At 74.8% G+C, this 15,693-nt stretch carries 14 protein-coding genes; 5 read left to right on the top strand and 9 right to left on the bottom strand.

Going from position 1 to position 15,693, the window contains the following annotated elements:
* Positions 1 to 41: 41 nt before the first annotated feature.
* Positions 42 to 581: a GNAT family N-acetyltransferase gene (locus BLU82_RS25855; RefSeq protein WP_197682471.1), complete on the bottom strand. Its 540-nt coding sequence runs from the start codon at positions 579 to 581 to the stop codon at positions 42 to 44.
* Between the two features lie 58 nt (positions 582 to 639).
* Here BLU82_RS25855 and BLU82_RS25850 point away from each other — a divergent pair, with 58 nt between their 5' ends.
* Entirely contained in the window at positions 640 to 1,122 is a 483-nt protein-coding gene (locus BLU82_RS25850) for a hypothetical protein (protein WP_092623840.1), read from the top strand.
* A gap of 91 nt (positions 1,123 to 1,213) precedes the next feature.
* Here BLU82_RS25850 and BLU82_RS25845 read toward each other — a convergent pair whose 3' ends face one another.
* The 3 genes from BLU82_RS25845 to BLU82_RS25835 all read right to left on the bottom strand — a co-directional run bounded on the left by BLU82_RS25845 (position 1,214) and on the right by BLU82_RS25835 (position 2,924).
* A complete protein-coding gene (locus tag BLU82_RS25845) occupies positions 1,214 to 1,639 on the bottom strand; it encodes an Hsp20/alpha crystallin family protein (RefSeq protein ID WP_092623839.1) in 426 nt (141 codons plus the stop codon).
* A 149-nt stretch (positions 1,640 to 1,788) separates the two neighbouring features.
* Positions 1,789 to 2,664, bottom strand: a complete 876-nt coding sequence (locus tag BLU82_RS25840) for a methyltransferase (RefSeq protein ID WP_092623838.1) — start codon at positions 2,662 to 2,664, stop codon at positions 1,789 to 1,791.
* Between the two features lie 50 nt (positions 2,665 to 2,714).
* Positions 2,715 to 2,924: a zinc ribbon domain-containing protein gene (locus BLU82_RS25835; RefSeq protein WP_092623837.1), complete on the bottom strand. Its 210-nt coding sequence runs from the start codon at positions 2,922 to 2,924 to the stop codon at positions 2,715 to 2,717.
* An 88-nt stretch (positions 2,925 to 3,012) separates the two neighbouring features.
* On the opposite strand from BLU82_RS25835, the gene BLU82_RS25830 reads away from it, so the two are divergent.
* On the top strand, positions 3,013 to 3,258 hold the full coding sequence (locus BLU82_RS25830; RefSeq protein ID WP_092623836.1) for a type B 50S ribosomal protein L31: 246 nt from the start codon (positions 3,013 to 3,015) through the stop codon (positions 3,256 to 3,258).
* A 382-nt stretch (positions 3,259 to 3,640) separates the two neighbouring features.
* On the opposite strand, the gene BLU82_RS25825 is transcribed toward BLU82_RS25830, so the two are convergent.
* Positions 3,641 to 4,885, bottom strand: coding sequence for an RNA polymerase sigma factor (locus BLU82_RS25825; protein ID WP_197682470.1), 1,245 nt, complete (start codon positions 4,883 to 4,885; stop codon positions 3,641 to 3,643).
* Positions 4,882 to 5,235 carry a YciI family protein gene (locus BLU82_RS35300; RefSeq protein ID WP_197682469.1) on the bottom strand — a complete coding sequence of 118 codons (354 nt, stop codon included), beginning with the start codon at positions 5,233 to 5,235 and terminating at the stop codon, positions 4,882 to 4,884. The genes BLU82_RS25825 and BLU82_RS35300 overlap by 4 nt, the downstream gene beginning before the upstream one ends.
* 95 nt (positions 5,236 to 5,330) lie before the next feature.
* On the opposite strand from BLU82_RS35300, the gene BLU82_RS25820 reads away from it, so the two are divergent.
* The gene (locus BLU82_RS25820) at positions 5,331 to 6,695 is read left to right on the top strand and encodes an NAD(P)/FAD-dependent oxidoreductase (RefSeq protein ID WP_092623834.1); all 1,365 of its coding nucleotides are present in this window, start codon (positions 5,331 to 5,333) and stop codon (positions 6,693 to 6,695) included.
* Positions 6,696 to 6,699: 4 nt separating this feature from the next.
* On the opposite strand, the gene BLU82_RS25815 is transcribed toward BLU82_RS25820, so the two are convergent.
* Positions 6,700 to 7,842 carry a M23 family metallopeptidase gene (locus BLU82_RS25815; protein ID WP_092623833.1) on the bottom strand — a complete coding sequence of 381 codons (1,143 nt, stop codon included), beginning with the start codon at positions 7,840 to 7,842 and terminating at the stop codon, positions 6,700 to 6,702.
* Positions 7,843 to 7,960: 118 nt separating this feature from the next.
* On the opposite strand from BLU82_RS25815, the gene BLU82_RS25810 reads away from it, so the two are divergent.
* Positions 7,961 to 8,533, top strand: a complete 573-nt coding sequence (locus BLU82_RS25810; protein WP_092623832.1) for an AlpA family transcriptional regulator — start codon at positions 7,961 to 7,963, stop codon at positions 8,531 to 8,533.
* Between the two features lie 521 nt (positions 8,534 to 9,054).
* Here the strand turns inward: BLU82_RS25810 and BLU82_RS25805 are convergent.
* Positions 9,055 to 10,179 carry an ROK family transcriptional regulator gene (locus BLU82_RS25805; RefSeq protein ID WP_157741264.1) on the bottom strand — a complete coding sequence of 375 codons (1,125 nt, stop codon included), beginning with the start codon at positions 10,177 to 10,179 and terminating at the stop codon, positions 9,055 to 9,057.
* Between the two features lie 93 nt (positions 10,180 to 10,272).
* On the opposite strand from BLU82_RS25805, the gene BLU82_RS25800 reads away from it, so the two are divergent.
* A complete protein-coding gene (locus BLU82_RS25800; protein WP_092623830.1) occupies positions 10,273 to 11,592 on the top strand; it encodes a glycogen debranching protein in 1,320 nt (439 codons plus the stop codon).
* A gap of 40 nt (positions 11,593 to 11,632) precedes the next feature.
* On the opposite strand, the gene BLU82_RS25795 is transcribed toward BLU82_RS25800, so the two are convergent.
* Positions 11,633 to 15,493 (bottom strand): S8 family serine peptidase, encoded by a 3,861-nt coding sequence (locus BLU82_RS25795; RefSeq protein WP_092623829.1) that lies wholly within the window; start codon positions 15,491 to 15,493, stop codon positions 11,633 to 11,635.
* Positions 15,494 to 15,693 lie beyond the last annotated feature (200 nt).

The following is a 15,693-nucleotide window of genomic DNA, read 5'->3' as shown; positions in this document are numbered from 1 at the left end:
AGGGTACGAAGGCCCGTGTGGCCCCGGGCGGCCGGGGCGGCTCACCCGCCCAGCGTCAGCGTCGCCTTCCGCACCGGCTGCTCGCCGGGGGCGCTGGCGCGATTGCCGGACGGCTCGGCCGGCGGCCCGACGGTGAACCCGAGCGTGCGCAGGAACGCCTGGCCCGGCGGCCAGGCGTCGTACGCCGACGCGGTGACGGTGTCGAGGCCGCTCTCGCGGGCCTCGGCCAGCAGGACCCGTGCGACGGCGGCGCCGACGCCGCGGCCGCGGTGCGACGGCGCCACCAGGAACAGGCCGACCGCGACGGCGGTGCGGTGCGGGTGCCCGAGCACGGCGTCGATCAGCCCGACGATCTTCTCGCCGTCGCGGATCGTGAACAGCCGCTTGTCCTCGAACGACGCGCCCTCGGGCAGCGCGTAGAACAGGCTCTGCACGTCGCCGGGGCCGGACGGGCCGCCGGTGGTCGCCTCGAACCAGTCGTCGCAGGCGGCGAAGAGCTCCAGCAGCCCGGGCTCGTCGTCGGGCTCCAGCTGCTCGCGGACGACGAGGGGCCCGGTAGAAGTGGCGACGGTCCAGATCACGCGTTCACCCTAGGTGATGTCTCCGGAACCGCGACGGGGCGCCGGACGTCTGATCATCGTGAGGCTGAACGGGGTGCTGACGGCTGCCGTGGCGGCGACGGTCCTGCTGCTGACGGCGTGTGGCGACGACGTGCCCGCCACGGGCGGCGACGACCCGACGGCCACGTCCACGCCGTCCGGTGAGCCCAGCGTCACGCCGTCGGTGCCCACCGATGAGCCGACGCCGCCCGAGGACCTTCCCACCGACGTCCCGACGTCGGTCCCGACCGACCCGGGCACCACGCCGCTGCCGTCCGACACCCCCGTCCCGCAGCCCACCACCGTGCCCGAGGGCCCGGTCCAGCTGACCGGGTTCCCGACCCCCGGCGTCGAGGCCGGCTGCTGGCTGCTCGACGGCTACCTGCTGATCGGCGGAGACCAGGAGCTGATCGCATCCGGCCGCGAGGTGCAGATCACCGGCGAGGTGCAGACCGACGTCATGACCACCTGCCAGCAGGGCACGCCGCTGCGGGTCGACTCCGTGGTCGGCATCGAGCCCTGACACCGCCGCGACCCCCACGGGACCCGGGGGACGCGAAACGGCCGGGGCGGTCCGCTGTGGACCGCCCCGGCCGTCGGTGTTCCGCCTTGCGTCAGGCGGCGCGCTGCACCTCGATGCGGGTGGGCGAGGTGCCCGCGTAGACGCCGGACACCGTCACGGTGAGGACGCCGGCGTCGTAGCTCGCGCTGACGGCGCTCGGGTCGGCCGCTCCAGGTAGCGCGACGGTGCGGCGGAAGCTGCCGTAACGCACCTCACGGACCCGGCGGCCGGTGCCGTTCTCGTCGCGGACGTCCTTGCGCTCGCCGCGGACGACCAGCCGGCGCCCCTCGACCTCGACCGTGACGTCGTTCTCCGGGTCGATGCCCGGGAGGTCGAAGCGGGCCACCAGGTCGTCGCCCTCGCGGGCGAGGTCGGCGGCGGGGGCGAACCCCTTGGTGGAGCCGGTGGCGACGGGCGCGTCCCAGAACGTGCGGAACAGGCGGTCGACGTCGGCGAACGGTGCGAGGGTGGTGCTCATGGCGACTCTCCTTCGTGGTCAGAGTACCTGGGATCACCAGGTCTGACGGCTATAACTTGAGTCGACCACGCTCAATTCCCGGCGTTCGCCGTGGGCGATGCGCCGCAGCTAGGGTGTGTCTCCCAGGCCATGGACTTGGGGGACACACCCTAGGCGGCGGCGCGGTGTCCGACGTGGACACTGCGCGCGCTGAGCGAGCACACGTCGTCGCGGTGGCCCAGCCACGCGTCGTCCTCGGGGTCGAGCAGCCGGGCCCACGCCGCCTCGTCGTCCGGGCGCAGTTCCTCGTCCGCGACGGCGACCCGGTGCCGCAGGCTCAGCAGCACCGAGCGCAGGTCCTCGTCGCACAGCGGCACCGGCCGCTCGAACGTGAACGTCTTCGTGGTGACGTCGACGAGGCCGGCCCGGCGCAGCGCGGTGCACCAGCCGTACGGCATCGCGACGCTGCCCGGGACGCCGGCCCGCATGCGCGCGAACCAGCGGTCCTCGGCGGCGGCCAGCCGCACCTCGAGGCCGGGCTCGCCGACGCCGACGTCCCACGGCAGGTGCTGCGCGGGCAGCCCGCCCTCGGCCAGCGCGAGCCGGCCGCCGGGCGCGAGCAGCGCCGCCAGCGCGTCGATGGCCGCCTGCTGGTCGGCGAGATGGTGGATCGACGACGACGCCCAGATGATGTCCGCGCCTCGCGCCACCAGGGGCAGCACGGCGAGGTCGGTGTCGAGGTCAGCGCGCAGCAGCCGGATGTGGCCGTCGTCGACCCCGGTCTCGACGATGCGCCGGCGCGCCGCGTCGAGCACGTCGCCGTCGCCGTCGACCCCGACCACGAACGCGGACGGCGGCAGCGCGGCGCCCAGCGCGACCGCCATGCCGGCGCCGCCGCAGCCGATGTCGACGGCCAGCCGGTCGCCGGGCCGGGCCAGCTCGCGGGCGACGGACGTGTACCAGTCGGCGTCGTCGGTGACGGCGGCGCACAACCGCTCGGCCTCGTCGGCCCAGTTGATGACGATGGCGTGGTGGTGGACGTTCATGGCGGTCCCCCCTCGGCCGGCTCCGTTGCCGGCCTGGACCTGTCGTACGGTCAGCCGCAGCCGCAGGCACCGCCGCAGCAGCCGCCGCCCGCAGGTGCGGAGTCGCCGCCGGTTCGCCCGGCCAGGCCCACGGTGGTCAGCAGCTTCACGGTGTCGTCATGGCCGGCCGGGCAGAGGGCCGCGGCGCTCGCGTCGGCCATGGGCCGCACGACGTCGAAGGTCGAGCCGCAGGAGCGGCAGCGGAACTCGTAGGTCGGCACGTCGTCGAGGATACCGGGCCGGGGCGCTCGCGGGAATGTCCGGCGGCCGGGTCGTGTTGTTGAGAACGACAATCAGAAGGAGGCTGTCGTGAAGAAGCACATCCACCCCGACTACCGTCCGGTCGTCTACCGCGACGCCGACGCCGGCCTGGCGTTCCTCACTCGCTCGACCGCCCGCACCGACCAGACCCTCCTGTGGGACGACGGCAACACCTACCCCGTCGTCGACGTCGAGATCTCGGCCGCGAGCCACCCGTTCTACACGGGGCGGACGCGGATCCTGGACTCCGCGGGCCAGGTCGAGAAGTTCCGGCGGCGCTACAGCGCTCGCTGAGCGGCGCCTTATCGGACTGAGCGGGCGCCGGCGAGGGCGGCCGGCCGCAGTGTGGTTGCGCCGTGCGCGGGGTGGGCACGCCCCGCCCTGGACCGGGTGGGTCCAACCTACGCGCGGGCACCGACAGACTCGCGTCCGCACCAGCGCCGCCGGGTGTGCCTTCGGCGCCAGTGGCGCAGATCGCCGTCGCCACCCGGTTCGGGGCGCGTGAATGGACGCCGGTGAGGCGGCCGGCCACAGTGGGGTTTGCGCCGCGCGCGGGGTGGGCACGCCCCGCCCCGGACCGGGTGGGTCCAACCTACGCGCGGGCACCGACAGACTCGCGGCAGACGAGTGCCGCACCCATCGGCGGTTCGCCGAGCTCGTGTCCGGACGCCCGCGCCTACTCGGGCCGCCGTCCCGTCCTGCGGACGGCGGCGGCCTGAGCGAGCAGGTACGACCGTTCCACCTCGTTGGCGGTCAAGGCGGCGGCTTCCTCGTAGGAGGCCGCCGCTTCCGTCGTCCGGCCCAGCCGCCGCAGCAGGTCGGCGCGGACGGCCGGCACGCCGTAGTACCCGCTCAGCCGCGCATCGGCGGCCAGCGAGGCCACCTCGGAGAGCGCCAACTCCGGCCCGGCCACATACGACCACGCCGCCACCCGGGCCAGCCGGGTCACCGGCGACGGGGCCACGGTCAGCAGCAGGTCGTACAGCGCGACGATCTGGGGCCAGTCGGTCGCCTCGTAGGTCGCCGCCTCCGAGTGCACAGCCGCGATCGCCGCCTGCAGCGCGTACGGCCCGGCCCGCCCCGGCACCGCCCGCCGCATCGCCCGGGCCGCCAGCGCGCACCCGTCGGCGATCAGCGAACGGTCCCAGCGCGACCGGTCCTGCGACGACAGCAGCACGAGCCCGCCGTCGTCGTCGAGGCGGGCCGGCCGCCGGGCCGTGGCCAGCCGCACGGTCGCCAGCAGGCCCAGCACCTCGGCCTCGTCCGGCATCAGCTCGGCGAGGACCTCAGCCAGCTCGGTCGCCGTCCGGACGAGTTCGGGCCGGCCCAGCCCGGCACCTCGCGACGCCGTGTGGCCCTCGGTGAGCAGCAGCGTCACCACCGCCAGCGCGGCGGGCAGCCGGTCGGGCAGCTCGTGCTCCGCCGGCACCTTGTACGGGATCCCGGCGGCCTGGATCTTCTTCTTCGCCCGCGTCAGCCGCGCCGCCATGGTCGGTTGCGAGACGAGGAACAGCCGCGCGACGTCCGGCGTGGGGACGCCGCAGACCAGGCGCAGCGTCAGCGCGACCCGGCTGGGCAGCGACAGCGCCGGATGGCAGCACGTGAACACCAGCCGCAGCCGCTCGTCCTCGATCGCCTCGCGGCCGGCCGGTGCGTCGTCGCCGGGGACGATGAGCAGCGGCAGCTTGCGGGCCAGCGTCCGCTCCCGCCGCAGCGCGTCCAGCGCCCGGTTCCGGGCGACGGTGGTCAGCCAGGCCGTCGTGTCGTCCGGCACGCCTTCAACCGGCCACCGCTCGACGGCCGCCGCGAACGCGTCCTGGACGGCGTCCTCGGCGGCGTCGAGGTCGCGGGTGACCCGCACCACCGTGGCCAGGACCCGGGCCCAGCCCCGGCGGTGCGCGTCGGCGACGGCGTCGGTCACATCCCGGTGTCCCACAGCGGCCGGATCTCCGTCCCGGTGCCGGTCGGGCAGTGCCGGGCGATCTCGACGGCGTCGTCGAGATCGGCGGCCTCGACGATGTAGAAGCCGGCGAGATTCTCCTTCAGTTCGACGTACGGCCCGTCCGTCACCAGCAGCTCCTGGTCCGGCCCGGCCGGGCGCAGCGTGGTCGCGGTCGTGGACGGCCGCAGCGCCTCGCCGGAGAACTCGATGCCGCGCTCGCGCAGGTAGGTGATGAACGCCCCGTGCTCGTCCAGCGCCGCCGCACGCTCGGCCTCCGGCACCGCGTCCCAGTCGGTGTCCCGCTCGAACAGCATGAGCATGTACTTCATGACGCTCGTCCTTCCGTCTCGGTGGCTGTCTATCACCGTTGACGAACGAGCCGTAACGGAATCGACATAGGCTCGGCGGCAACATGGGAGGTGCGATGAGCGAGCAGGTCGATGTGGTCGTGCTGGGGCTCGGTGTCGGTGGCGAGCAGGTCGCCGGATCGCTGGCCGAGGCGGGTCTGAACGTGGTCGGCATCGAGGGCCGGCTGGTCGGCGGCGAATGCCCCTACTACGGCTGCATCCCGACCAAGATGATCATCCGGGCGGCCGATCTGCTGGCCGAGGGGCGCCGCGTCGACGGCATGGCCGGCCACGCGGACGTCACGCCCGACTGGGCGCCGGTCGCCGCACGGATTCGCGACGAAGCCACCGACGACTGGAACGACCAGGTCGCCGTCGACCGCCTCGTCGGCAAGGGCGTGCGGTTCGTCCGCGGCTGGGGCCGCCTGGACGGTCCGGGCCGGGTCGAGGCCGGCGGGACGACGTACGAGGCCAGCCGCGCGGTGGTCGTCGGCACCGGGACGGCGCCGTTCGTGCCGCCGATCGACGGTCTGGCCGGCACCCCGTACTGGACCAACCAGGACGCCGTCCGGGCCAAGGAGCTGCCGGCGTCGCTGCTGGTGCTCGGCGGCGGCGCCATCGGGCTGGAGCTGGCGCAGGCGCTGGGCCGGTTCGGCGTGCGGATCACCGTCGTCGAGGCCGCCGACCGCCTGCTCGGCGTCGAAGAGCCCGAGTCGTCCGAGCTGGCCGCGCGCGTGCTGACGGCCGAGGGCGTCGAGGTGCGCGTCGGCGCCGGCGCCGAGGCCGTCCGCCACGACGGCGAGTCGTTCACCCTCACGCTCGGCGACGGCTCCGAGCTGAGCGCCGAGAAGCTGCTGGTGTCCGTCGGCCGGCGCACCGACCTCGCGGCCATCGGCGTCGACACTGTCGGCCTCGACCCCTCCGCCCGGTTCCTCGAGGTCGACGACCACCTGCGGGCCGGCGAGCGGCTCTGGGGCGTCGGCGACGTCACGGGGCACGGCGCGTTCACCCACATGGCCACCTACCAGGCCGACATCGTCACCCGCGCCATCCTCGGCCAGGACGGCCCGCCGGCCGACTACCGCGCGCTGCCCCGGGTGACGTTCATGGACCCCGAGATCGGCGCCGTCGGCCTCACCGAGGCGCAGGCGCGCGAGCAGGGGCTGGACGTCCGCACCGGCAGCACGCAGGTGCCGTCGACATCGCGCGGCTGGATCCACAAGGCTGGCAACGACGGCTTCATCAAGCTGGTCGCCGACGCCGGTCAGGGCGTGCTGGTCGGCGCCACGTCGGCCGGCCCGACCGGCGGCGAGGTGCTCGGCGCGCTGTCGGTCGCGGTGCACGGCCGGGTGCCGGTCGAGCAACTGCGGCACATGATCTACGCCTACCCGACCATCCACCGCGGCATCCAGGACGCGCTGCGCGAGCTCGACCTGAGCTGACGCGTTACTGCAGCCAGCCCATCGGGTCGGTGAAGTTGCCGTTCACCAGCACCTCGAAGTGCAGGTGGCACCCCGTCGACGACCCGGTGGTGCCGACCCGGCCGATGAGGTCGCCGGCCGCCACGGACTGGCCTCGGCTCGAGCTGAACGCCGACAGGTGGTTGTACGTCGTGGTGACGTCCACGCCGTTGACGTCGCCGTGCGAGATCTCGATGCGGTTGCCGTAGGCGCCCGCGTAGCTCGCGGAGTCGACGGTGCCCGGGTAGGCCGCGTAGACCGGCGTGCCGCAGGCCGCGCCGAAGTCGGTGCCGCTGTGCAGCTTGTAGACGCCGGTCAGCGGGTGCACGCGCATGCCGTACGGCGACGTGATGCTGCCGCTGGACGGGCGCTGGAAGACGCCGTCGCCGCTGGGCGGGGGCGTGTCGGTGGTGCCGTTGTCGCCGTCATCGCGATCGCCGCGGTCGGGCTGGTTCTCGGCCTCCTCGCGATCGCGAGCGGCCTGCTCCGCGGCGGCGTGGATCTCGCGCATCTTCTGCAGCTGCTCGCTGGCGGCGGCGGAGGCCGCCGACGCCTCTTCGAGGGCGGCGGTCGCCTGCGTGGACAGCTCCTCGGCGGCGGCTGCGGACTCCAGGGCGGCGGCCGCGTGGCCGTCGGCCCGGGCGGCGGCGTCGGTCGCGTTGGCGCGCGACTCCGCGGCCTCGGCGAGGACGCTGTCCTGGACCCGCATCAGCTCCGAGACGCCGGTGGACCGGGCCTGGAACTCCTCGGGGTCGGCGATGCCGAGCTGCATGAGTCCGCTGAGCTCGGAGTTCGTCATGTAGGCGTGCGCGGCCAGCCGGCCCAGCGTCTCGCGAGCGGTGTCGGCCGCCGCGGCGGCGTCGGTGCTCTCGCCGCGGGCCCGCTCGGCCCGGGCGGTCGCCTGGTCGGCGGCCGTTCGTGCGTCGGCGGCTGCCTGGCTGGCCTGCTCGGCGCGCTGCTGGGCGGCCTGCTCGGTCTGCTGGGCGGTGGTGAACGCCGCCTGGGCGGACTCGAGGTCGGCCTGCGCCTCCTCGACCGAGGGCGCGGTGGACGCTGCACGGGGATCAGGCGCTGCCGTCGAGGACGTCATTCCCCAGGTGAGGCACCCGGCGGTGACAGCTGCGGCCATGATCGGCCCCAGAGATCGTCTCCTCACTCGGGGCCCTTCCTGTCTGCGGTCATCGGCGGCTACTGTAAGCGGGCTTTGCCCGATATACAACCAATGGCTGTACTCCCAGGAGGCGACCGTGCTCGACGCCGGAGCCGAGTTGGAGGCCGCTTTGCGCCCTCTGACCTGGCCCGATGCCGAGCTGGTGGTTGGTGGCGGCAACTATCTGCGGATGGGCGGAACCTGGGTCTACACGGCCACGCGCCAGCCCGTCCCCGGCGCCGAGGACGTCACCTTCGGCCGCCGCTACTCCGGCGCCCCTCGCGCCAGCCGCGACGACGGCGAGGTCGTCCTTCTCGACCGCGACTGGCTGGAAGGCCCCGACGCACGTCCTGAGCTGCGGTGGTGCATCCCGCTGGCCACGCTCGGCGGCCCGTCGGCGACCGTCGAGGTGCCCGTTGACGAGGTCGTGGCGCGGTCCGCGGTCGTGGTCGGCCTGTGGGCGCCCGAACTCGATCCGGCGGCCCTCCTGACGGCGTCGGCGATCGCCCGGCTGCTCGGTGTGACCAGAAGCACGGTCAACGCCTACCACGCACGGCAGCAGATGCCGCCGCCCGTCGCGACGCTGAACCAGCGGGTGCCGCTCTGGACCCGGCCCGTCATCGACCACTGGGCCGCCCGCCAGACCCGTCGCCGGCGACCGGTGCACTGACCCTCGCCTGCGGGCGTCGGCCGGCCGCGGTCGCTCGGTGCGCTGGCCCTCGCCTGCGGGCGTCGGCCGAGCCACGGCGGCCCGGTGCGCTGGCCCTCGTTTGCGGCGGCGGCCGAGCCGCGGTAGCTCGGCGCGCTGGCCCACGTTCGCGGCGACGTTGTCGGTGCCCGCCCGTAGGGTGGGCCTCCCACCCGGCCGGGCGGGGTGTCACCTCGGTGCGATTCGGTGCACGAGACAGATCAGCGCACCGGACGAGCGGGCAGCGACACGGGACGAGCCGAAGCTCCCGACGAGCGGGCTGCCGCATTCGACGAACCGGCGCGGCGGACGAGCGGGGCGCCGGACGGGACGAGTTGGCGCGCTCGACGAGCGGGTCGGCCGCACCGGACGAGAGGGCGCGCTCGACGAGCGGGTCGGCCGCACCGGACGAAAGGGCGCGCTCGACGAGCGGGGCGCCGCACGGGACGAGCTGGCGCACTCGACGAGTCGCGCGACCGGACGACGGCCGGCGGGATGGGGCGTCAGGTCGCGACGACCGCGTCGACGGCGGCGGGGGCGTAGACGTGGCCGGTGACGAGCGCGGCCATGCCGGCGGCGGCCGGGTGGTGGGCGGTGCTCGGGACGATCTCCAGCTCGCTGGTCAGCCGGTCCAGCGCGTCGGCCCGCACGGCGGTGCGCACCTCGTCGACGACGGCGGGGAGACGGCCCAGGGCACCGCCGAGCACGATGGTCTGCGGGTTCACCAGCGCGACCAGCCCGGCCAGCGTCCGGCCGAGCAGTCGCGCGGCCTCCCTCAGCTCAGGCGACGTGGCCAGCCGCTCCGCAAGGTCATCCGACGACGACGGGGTGACGCCGCGGCGGCGCAGCAGCGCGTAGCCCGACGCGAACGCCGCCAGGCAGCCGGTCCGCCCGCACCGGCAGACCGGCGCATCGGCATCGCCGGAGACCCGGATGTGCCCGATGTCGCCGGCCGCGCCGTCGAACCCGCTCAGCAGCGCGCCGTCGAGCACCAGTCCGGCGCCGATCCCGTGCGCGTACTTCACCGCCAGCAGCGGCGTCGTGCCGGGCCGCTCGGCCGCCTCGCCGAGCGCGTGCGCGCGGGCGTCGTTCTCCAGCAGCACCGGCACCGGCCACCGGGAACCGACGAACGCGGCGATCGGGAAACCGTCCCAGCCGGGCATCACGGTCGCGGGGCGCAGCAGGCCGGTCACCGGCGACACCGGGCCGGGCAGTGCGACCCCGACCCCGACCAGCGTCTCGCCGGCGCCGGATGCCAGCAGCGACGCGCCGACGTCGCACACCGTCGCCAGCACCGCGTCCGGCGGGCCGGCGACGTCCAGCGGGAGCTCGCGTTCGCGCAGGCTGCGGCCGGCGAGGTCGGTGACGGCGATCCGTCCGGTGTGGTGGTCGACGTCGAGCACCAGCACGACCCGGCCCTGACCGGCGAAGCGGATCAGCGCCGCCGGGCGCCCGCCGGTCGGCCCGGCCGCCCCCGCCTCGTACACGAGACCGGCTCGGAACAGCGCGTCCAGCCGCTCGAACAGCGTCATCCGCGACAGCCCGGTCTCGGCCAGCAGTTGCCGGCGGGTCCAGTCCTCGCGCGACCGGATCAGCTGCAGCAGCCATCCGGGCGAGGTCCCGGCCACGGTCACCCCTTACGTCCAGTGATTTGACAAAACCAGGACGATACCGAAACCTGGTCGCTGGGGCGACATCATGGCGACATCGGAGGAGGCGCGGTGCGGGTCCCTGTCAGCGACGTGGGGCTCGGCGACCGCGCGGCCGACGTCCTGCGCGGCAACGACCTCGGCTCCATGACGGCGGCGGCGCCGCGGCTCTACCCGCACATGTGGAGCTGGGACTCCGGGCTGATCGCGGTCGGGCTGGCCCGGCTGTCGGTGCCGCGCGCCATCACCGAACTGCGCACGCTGCTGCGCGCCCAGTGGGCGACCGGGATGATCCCGCACATCGTGTTCTCCGAGGGCGACGGCTACTTCCCGGGCCCGCAGCGGTGGGGGACGGAGTCGGCGGCGGCCGCTCCGACGGCCGTCCGCACGTCCGGCATCTGCCAGCCTCCCGTGCACGCGCTCGCGGTCCGCCGCATCCTCGACGCCGGGCGCGCGGCGGGCGGGGCCGACCGCGCGGAGGCCGAGGCGTTCGTCCGCGACACCTTCGGCGCCTGGCTGGCCTGGCACCGCTGGCTGGCCACCGCGCGCGACCCGGACCGCCGTGGGCTGGTCGAGATCCACCACGGCTGGGAGAGCGGCATGGACAACTCGCCGCGCTGGGACCAGCCCTACGCCGCGGTCGTCCCGGGCGACGACCTGCCCGGTTTCGTCCGCACCGACGTCGACCATGTCGGTGACCTGCGCGAACGCCCCACCGACGCCGAGTACGGCCGGTACCTGTGGATCGTCGAGCAGTTGCGCCGGGTCCGCTACGACGACGCCGCGGCCCGCGAGGTCGTGGGGTTCCGGGTGGCCGACGTGTTCATGTCCGCGATCCTCGCCGTCGCCAGCGACGAGCTGGCCGGCATCGGCGACGAGCTGGGCTTCGACGACGACGCGGCCGAGCTGCGCGAGCTGGCCGGCCGGTTCCGCGCCGGGGTCCGGTCGACGGTGTCGCCGACGACGGGCCTGGCCCGCGACCTCGACCGCCGGTCCGGCCGCTGGATCGAGACCGAGACGGTCGCCGGCTTCGCGCCGCTGTTCTGCGGCGTCGACGACGGCTCGCAGCGGGCGCTGTTCTGGGGCGAGCGCTGGTGCGGCCACCCCGCGCTGGCGCACCCGCTGCCGCCGTCGGTCTCGCCGGCCGACCCCGGCCTGCGGCCGCGCACGTACTGGCGCGGCCCGGTCTGGCCGATCGTGTCGTGGCTGTTCAGCTGGGCCTTCGAGCGTCAGGGCGACGACGACGGCGCGCGGCGGCTGCGTGCGGCGTCGCTGCGGCAGCTGGCCGGCGGCGACTTCGGCGAGTACTACGAGCCGTTCACCGGCGAGCCGCTGGGCAGCCTGCACCAGTCCTGGACCGCCGCGGTGGCGCTGGACTGGCTGGCCCGCTGAGCCCGGCCCGCTGAGCCCGGCCCGCTGAGCCCGGCCCGCGTCAGTCCGGCGGCAGCGCCGCCGCCCGGATGACCTCCTGCTCGATCCGGTTGCCCGCGGCGTCGGCCGCGCTGAAGCGGAGTGACACGAACCCGGTGTGGCCGCGCGGCGGACGGTTCGGCAGGTGCGCCGAGAACGTGTCGCCGGAGCGCCGCACCCGCAGCGGCCGCCAGCTGGCGCCGTCGTCGTAAGAGGCCTCGACGGTGAGGGCGGTGACCCGCGGGTCCGCACCGGCCAGCTGGCCGACCTCGACGGAGATCTCGTTCGGCCCGCGCCGGTCCCGCGGCGCCGGGAGCCGGTTGGTGAGGTCGGCGCCGAGGTCGTGGTCGAGGGTGAGCAGCGGCACCACGGCGGGGTCGCCGCCGGCCGGGGTCGTGTCGGAGACGAACGTCCACGACGTGCGGGTGCGGGTCGAGAGCGCCGCCCATGACGTCCGGTTCTCCAGCGAGTAGTCGATGCGGTACGTCTCCTCGCCGGGCGGCAGCGCTATGGTGCCGGCGGGCCGCACGATGCCGCTCGCCTCGCCGAGGAGCTCGTCGCCGTGCCAGACCTGGAACAGCTGGCGGTAGCCGGCGCCGTCCGTGCCGCCCGCCCACGCCTCGCCGAAGTTGCCGGCCGCGTCGACGAACCCGGCGGTGGGGATGATCAGCTGGTCGCCGCGGCGGGTCATCGGCCGCTGGTCGTCGAAGCCGGGAACGAGCGGCTGCCGCAGCCACGAGTGCTCACCGTCGGCCACCGGCAGGATCGGGCCCTGAAGCCTGAGCTCGGTGACGGCCGGGCGAGGCCACAGCCCGTTGTACGGCTCCTGCGGGGTCTGCACGACGTGCTGCCAGAGCATGCTCGGGTCGTCGACGTAGTAGGCGGTGCGGCTCATCGGCGCCTCCGGCACCGGTATCGGCAGTGACGCGGAGAAGTCGTGCTCGGCGGCGAAGGGGTAGGCCACCTCCGTCAGCGACCCGCTCAGCTGGACGCCGAGGTCGTGCCGGACGGCGGCGAGGTCCGCGGTGCGGTCGACATAGCGCAGCTCCGCCGGGATCCGGCCACGTTCGAGATGCACGAGGTCGTAGACGTACGGGCTGGACGGCGTCCCGGTCGCGGTCGCGGTGACGGCGCCGCCGGCCAGCCGGTCCAGCAGGGCCCGGCCCTCCTCGTGCGACAGCCGCATGGTGGGCACCTCGAGCGGGACGACCTCCGCGCCGACCGCGTCGTTCGACCCGGGCACGTCGTTGTAGACGGCGACCAGCGCGGCGCCGGCCGCGGCGGCCCGGTTCGCCTGTACCGCGACCGGGACCGCGTCGGAGCGGCGCACCAGCGCCAGCGCGCCGTCCAGGTCCGCGGCGTCGACGTCCGCGGCGGTGCCGTCACCGGCGTCGACGACGGGCAGCGTCAGCTCTCCGTCGAGCCTGGGGAACTGCGAGAGGACGTCGCTGAAGTCCATCGCCGCGTAGTACGACGGCGCCAGCTCGACGCCGTCGACGTCGAGGGTGATGTCCGGCGCGGCCAGCCGGAACCGCGACGAGGCGTTGAACGAGCCGATCGTCACCTCGTCCGTGGGCTGCAGGAACACCCGCTCCTCCAGCTGCGACCCGGGCGGGTTCACCACGAAGTCCACGGTCGCCGGGCCGTTCTCGGGCGTCCGCGCCCAGCCGAACCCGATCGCGCCGCCGACGTTCGCCCGGGTCTCGTGGTCCGGCGTCGCGATCTCGACCTCGACCGCGTCGCGCGCGTCCAGGACCAGCGCGGTGTCGCCGGTGATCGTCACCTCCGGGTCACCGACCAGCGAGGAGTACAGCGGCGTCGCCGTGTAGGGGTCGCCGTCGCTGTCGGCCCAGGCGGGCTTGGTCACGAGCCACGTCATGACGGAGTACGTCCCGGCCGGCACCCGCGCGCACCAGGTCAGCTGGTCCGACGCGTCCGCGCACGTCCCCCGCAGGACCGGCTCGCCGGTGCGCACGTCGACGACGGGGGAGGCGACGTAGCCGCTGAGCTGCGGCTCGGCCGGCCGGCCGTCCGCGGCGACCGCCGTCATGGTGAGGTCGAAGTACTCCGGCTCGACGGTGTACCCGAGCGGCAGCCGCAGCGGGTCCGCCTCGCCGGCGGCAGTCGCCAGCAGGTAGCCGGCGTAGTCGCCCGGCCGCCCACCCGCCGCGTCGAGCACCACCTCGGCGCTGCCGGTGGCGCCGGGCGCGAGCGTCAGGGTGGACGGCGTCACCGTCAGGTCCCCGGCGGCGGCGCCGGGCACCTCCACGGCGAGGTCGATGGTCACCGGCGCGGCGGTCGTGTTGCGGTACTCGACGGTGCGCCGCAGTGGCGGCGCGGGGACGTCGCCGGGGAACGGCACCAGGCCGAAGCTCAGGTCGCCGCCCGACGCCAGCACCGGGCTGGCCAGCACCCGGCCGACGTCGATCCGGCCGCTGCCCTGCGCGGTGACGGCGACACCGTCGGCGGGCACGGCGGTCGAGGTCAGCGCGGCCCGCAGTTCCGGCCCGGTGAGGTGCGGCCGGGCCTGCGCCAGCAGCGCGGCCGCTCCGGCGACGTGCGGCGCGGCCATGGACGTGCCGGAGTTGGCGACGTACGGGTCGCCGCCGCCTGCCCTCGCGGCCCAGATCTCCACCCCCGGCGCTGTCACCTCGGGCTTGAGCTGGTAGCCGCCGTAGGCCGGGCCGCGGCTGGAGAAGTCGGCCAGCCGGTCGTCGCGGTCGACGGCGCCGACGGTGAGCGCCGCCGGGGCGTCGGCCGGGCTGCCGACGCACGCGTCGCAGCCGTTGTTGCCCGCGGCGACGACGAACAGCGTGCCGTGCTCGGCACTGAGCCGCTCGACCGCGCCGGTCAGCAGCGGCGCCTCGAAGTCGCCCGGGCCCAGGCCGAGGCTCATGTTGACGATCTGCGCGCCCTGCGCCGCGGCCCATTCCATGCCGGCGATGGCCCAGGAGACGTAGCCGCCGGCCTGACCGTCGAGCACCTTGCCGCTGAGCAGCCGGGCGCCCGGCGCGACGCCGCGGCGCGCCCCGTCCGACGCCGCGCCCGTCCCGGCGAGGATCGAGGCGACATGCGTGCCGTGCCCGGCACCGTCGCTGGTGTCCGGCTCGTCGGTGAAGTTGACCGCGGCGTCGACCCGTCCGGCGAGGTCCGGGTGGGTGTCGTCGATGCCGGAGTCGAGCACCGCGACTGTGACGCCGTCGCCGTCGACGCCCGCGTCCCACGCGGCCGGCGCGGAGATCTGGCCGGTACTGCGGTCCAGCCGGGCCTGCGTCCGGGCGTCCAGCCAGACCTTCTCGACCGCGCGCAGTGGGTCGCCGGCCAGGGGCCGCGCCGCGGCCAGGGCCAGCACCGTCGCGCCGAACTCGTCCGGGTCGGCGTCCACCGCAACAGCGTTGACGCTGGTCAGCTGCAGGGTGGCGGTGGTTCCGGGCACCGGTGCGGCGTCCAGCGGCCGCACGGCGTCGTCGGCGTAGTCGAGGATCAGCGGCAGCGTCGCGCCGGTGTCCTGCGCGGCCAGCGCCGTCACGTCGAACAGGGCGGGGTCGAGGCGGTCCGGCACCAGCGCGGCGACGTCGGACGGCACCACCCGCGTGACGCCGTCGCGGGAACTCGCGTGGAACTGCGGGACGACGCCGCCGGGCCGCGGCGCGGGGTCGACGGAGATGCCCTCGTACCCGTCGGCGCCGCGCTGGACGTGCACGCGGTCGCCGGTGACGAGGGTGACGGTCGTGGTCTCCGGCTGCTCGCCGAACGCCGTCACCGCGTCGCCCGCAGGGGTCGCTTCGCCGGCTTGCCCCGGCGCCGCGCCGAGGGTGGCGAGCAGTGACCCGCCGACGAGGATCGCGAGGAGACGCCTGGACCTGTCCGACCGACCGCTCATCACCGCGGGCTCCTTCACTGGGGGTGCCCATCAGTGTTCGAGCCGATGCGATGACGGCGCCAGGGTCTGGGAGTGGCGAATGCCCGCCATGACACGATCTCGCCATCGCCGGGAATACGGAATTCCCATGATCGAATGAGTGCGCCGGCTTATACGTGATTGTTTTCTAGATCACCACGATCCTCTCGTCCGAGTACTCC

Origin of the sequence: Jiangella sp. DSM 45060, from assembly GCF_900105175.1 — a bacterium.
Lineage (GTDB): Bacteria > Actinomycetota > Actinomycetes > Jiangellales > Jiangellaceae > Jiangella.
This window is presented reverse-complemented; position numbering and strand designations above follow the sequence as displayed.

Coding starts and splice junctions, on each gene's coding strand:
- BLU82_RS25820 (WP_092623834.1), top strand. CDS start 5,331: ATGAGCGAGCAGGTCGATGTGGTCGTGCTGGGGCTCGGTGTCGGTGGC.
- BLU82_RS25815 (WP_092623833.1), bottom strand. CDS start 7,842: ATGGCCGCAGCTGTCACCGCCGGGTGCCTCACCTGGGGAATGACGTCC.
- BLU82_RS35300 (WP_197682469.1), bottom strand. CDS start 5,235: ATGAAGTACATGCTCATGCTGTTCGAGCGGGACACCGACTGGGACGCG.
- BLU82_RS25840 (WP_092623838.1), bottom strand. CDS start 2,664: ATGAACGTCCACCACCACGCCATCGTCATCAACTGGGCCGACGAGGCC.
- BLU82_RS25795 (WP_092623829.1), bottom strand. CDS start 15,493: ATGAGCGGTCGGTCGGACAGGTCCAGGCGTCTCCTCGCGATCCTCGTC.
- BLU82_RS25845 (WP_092623839.1), bottom strand. CDS start 1,639: ATGAGCACCACCCTCGCACCGTTCGCCGACGTCGACCGCCTGTTCCGC.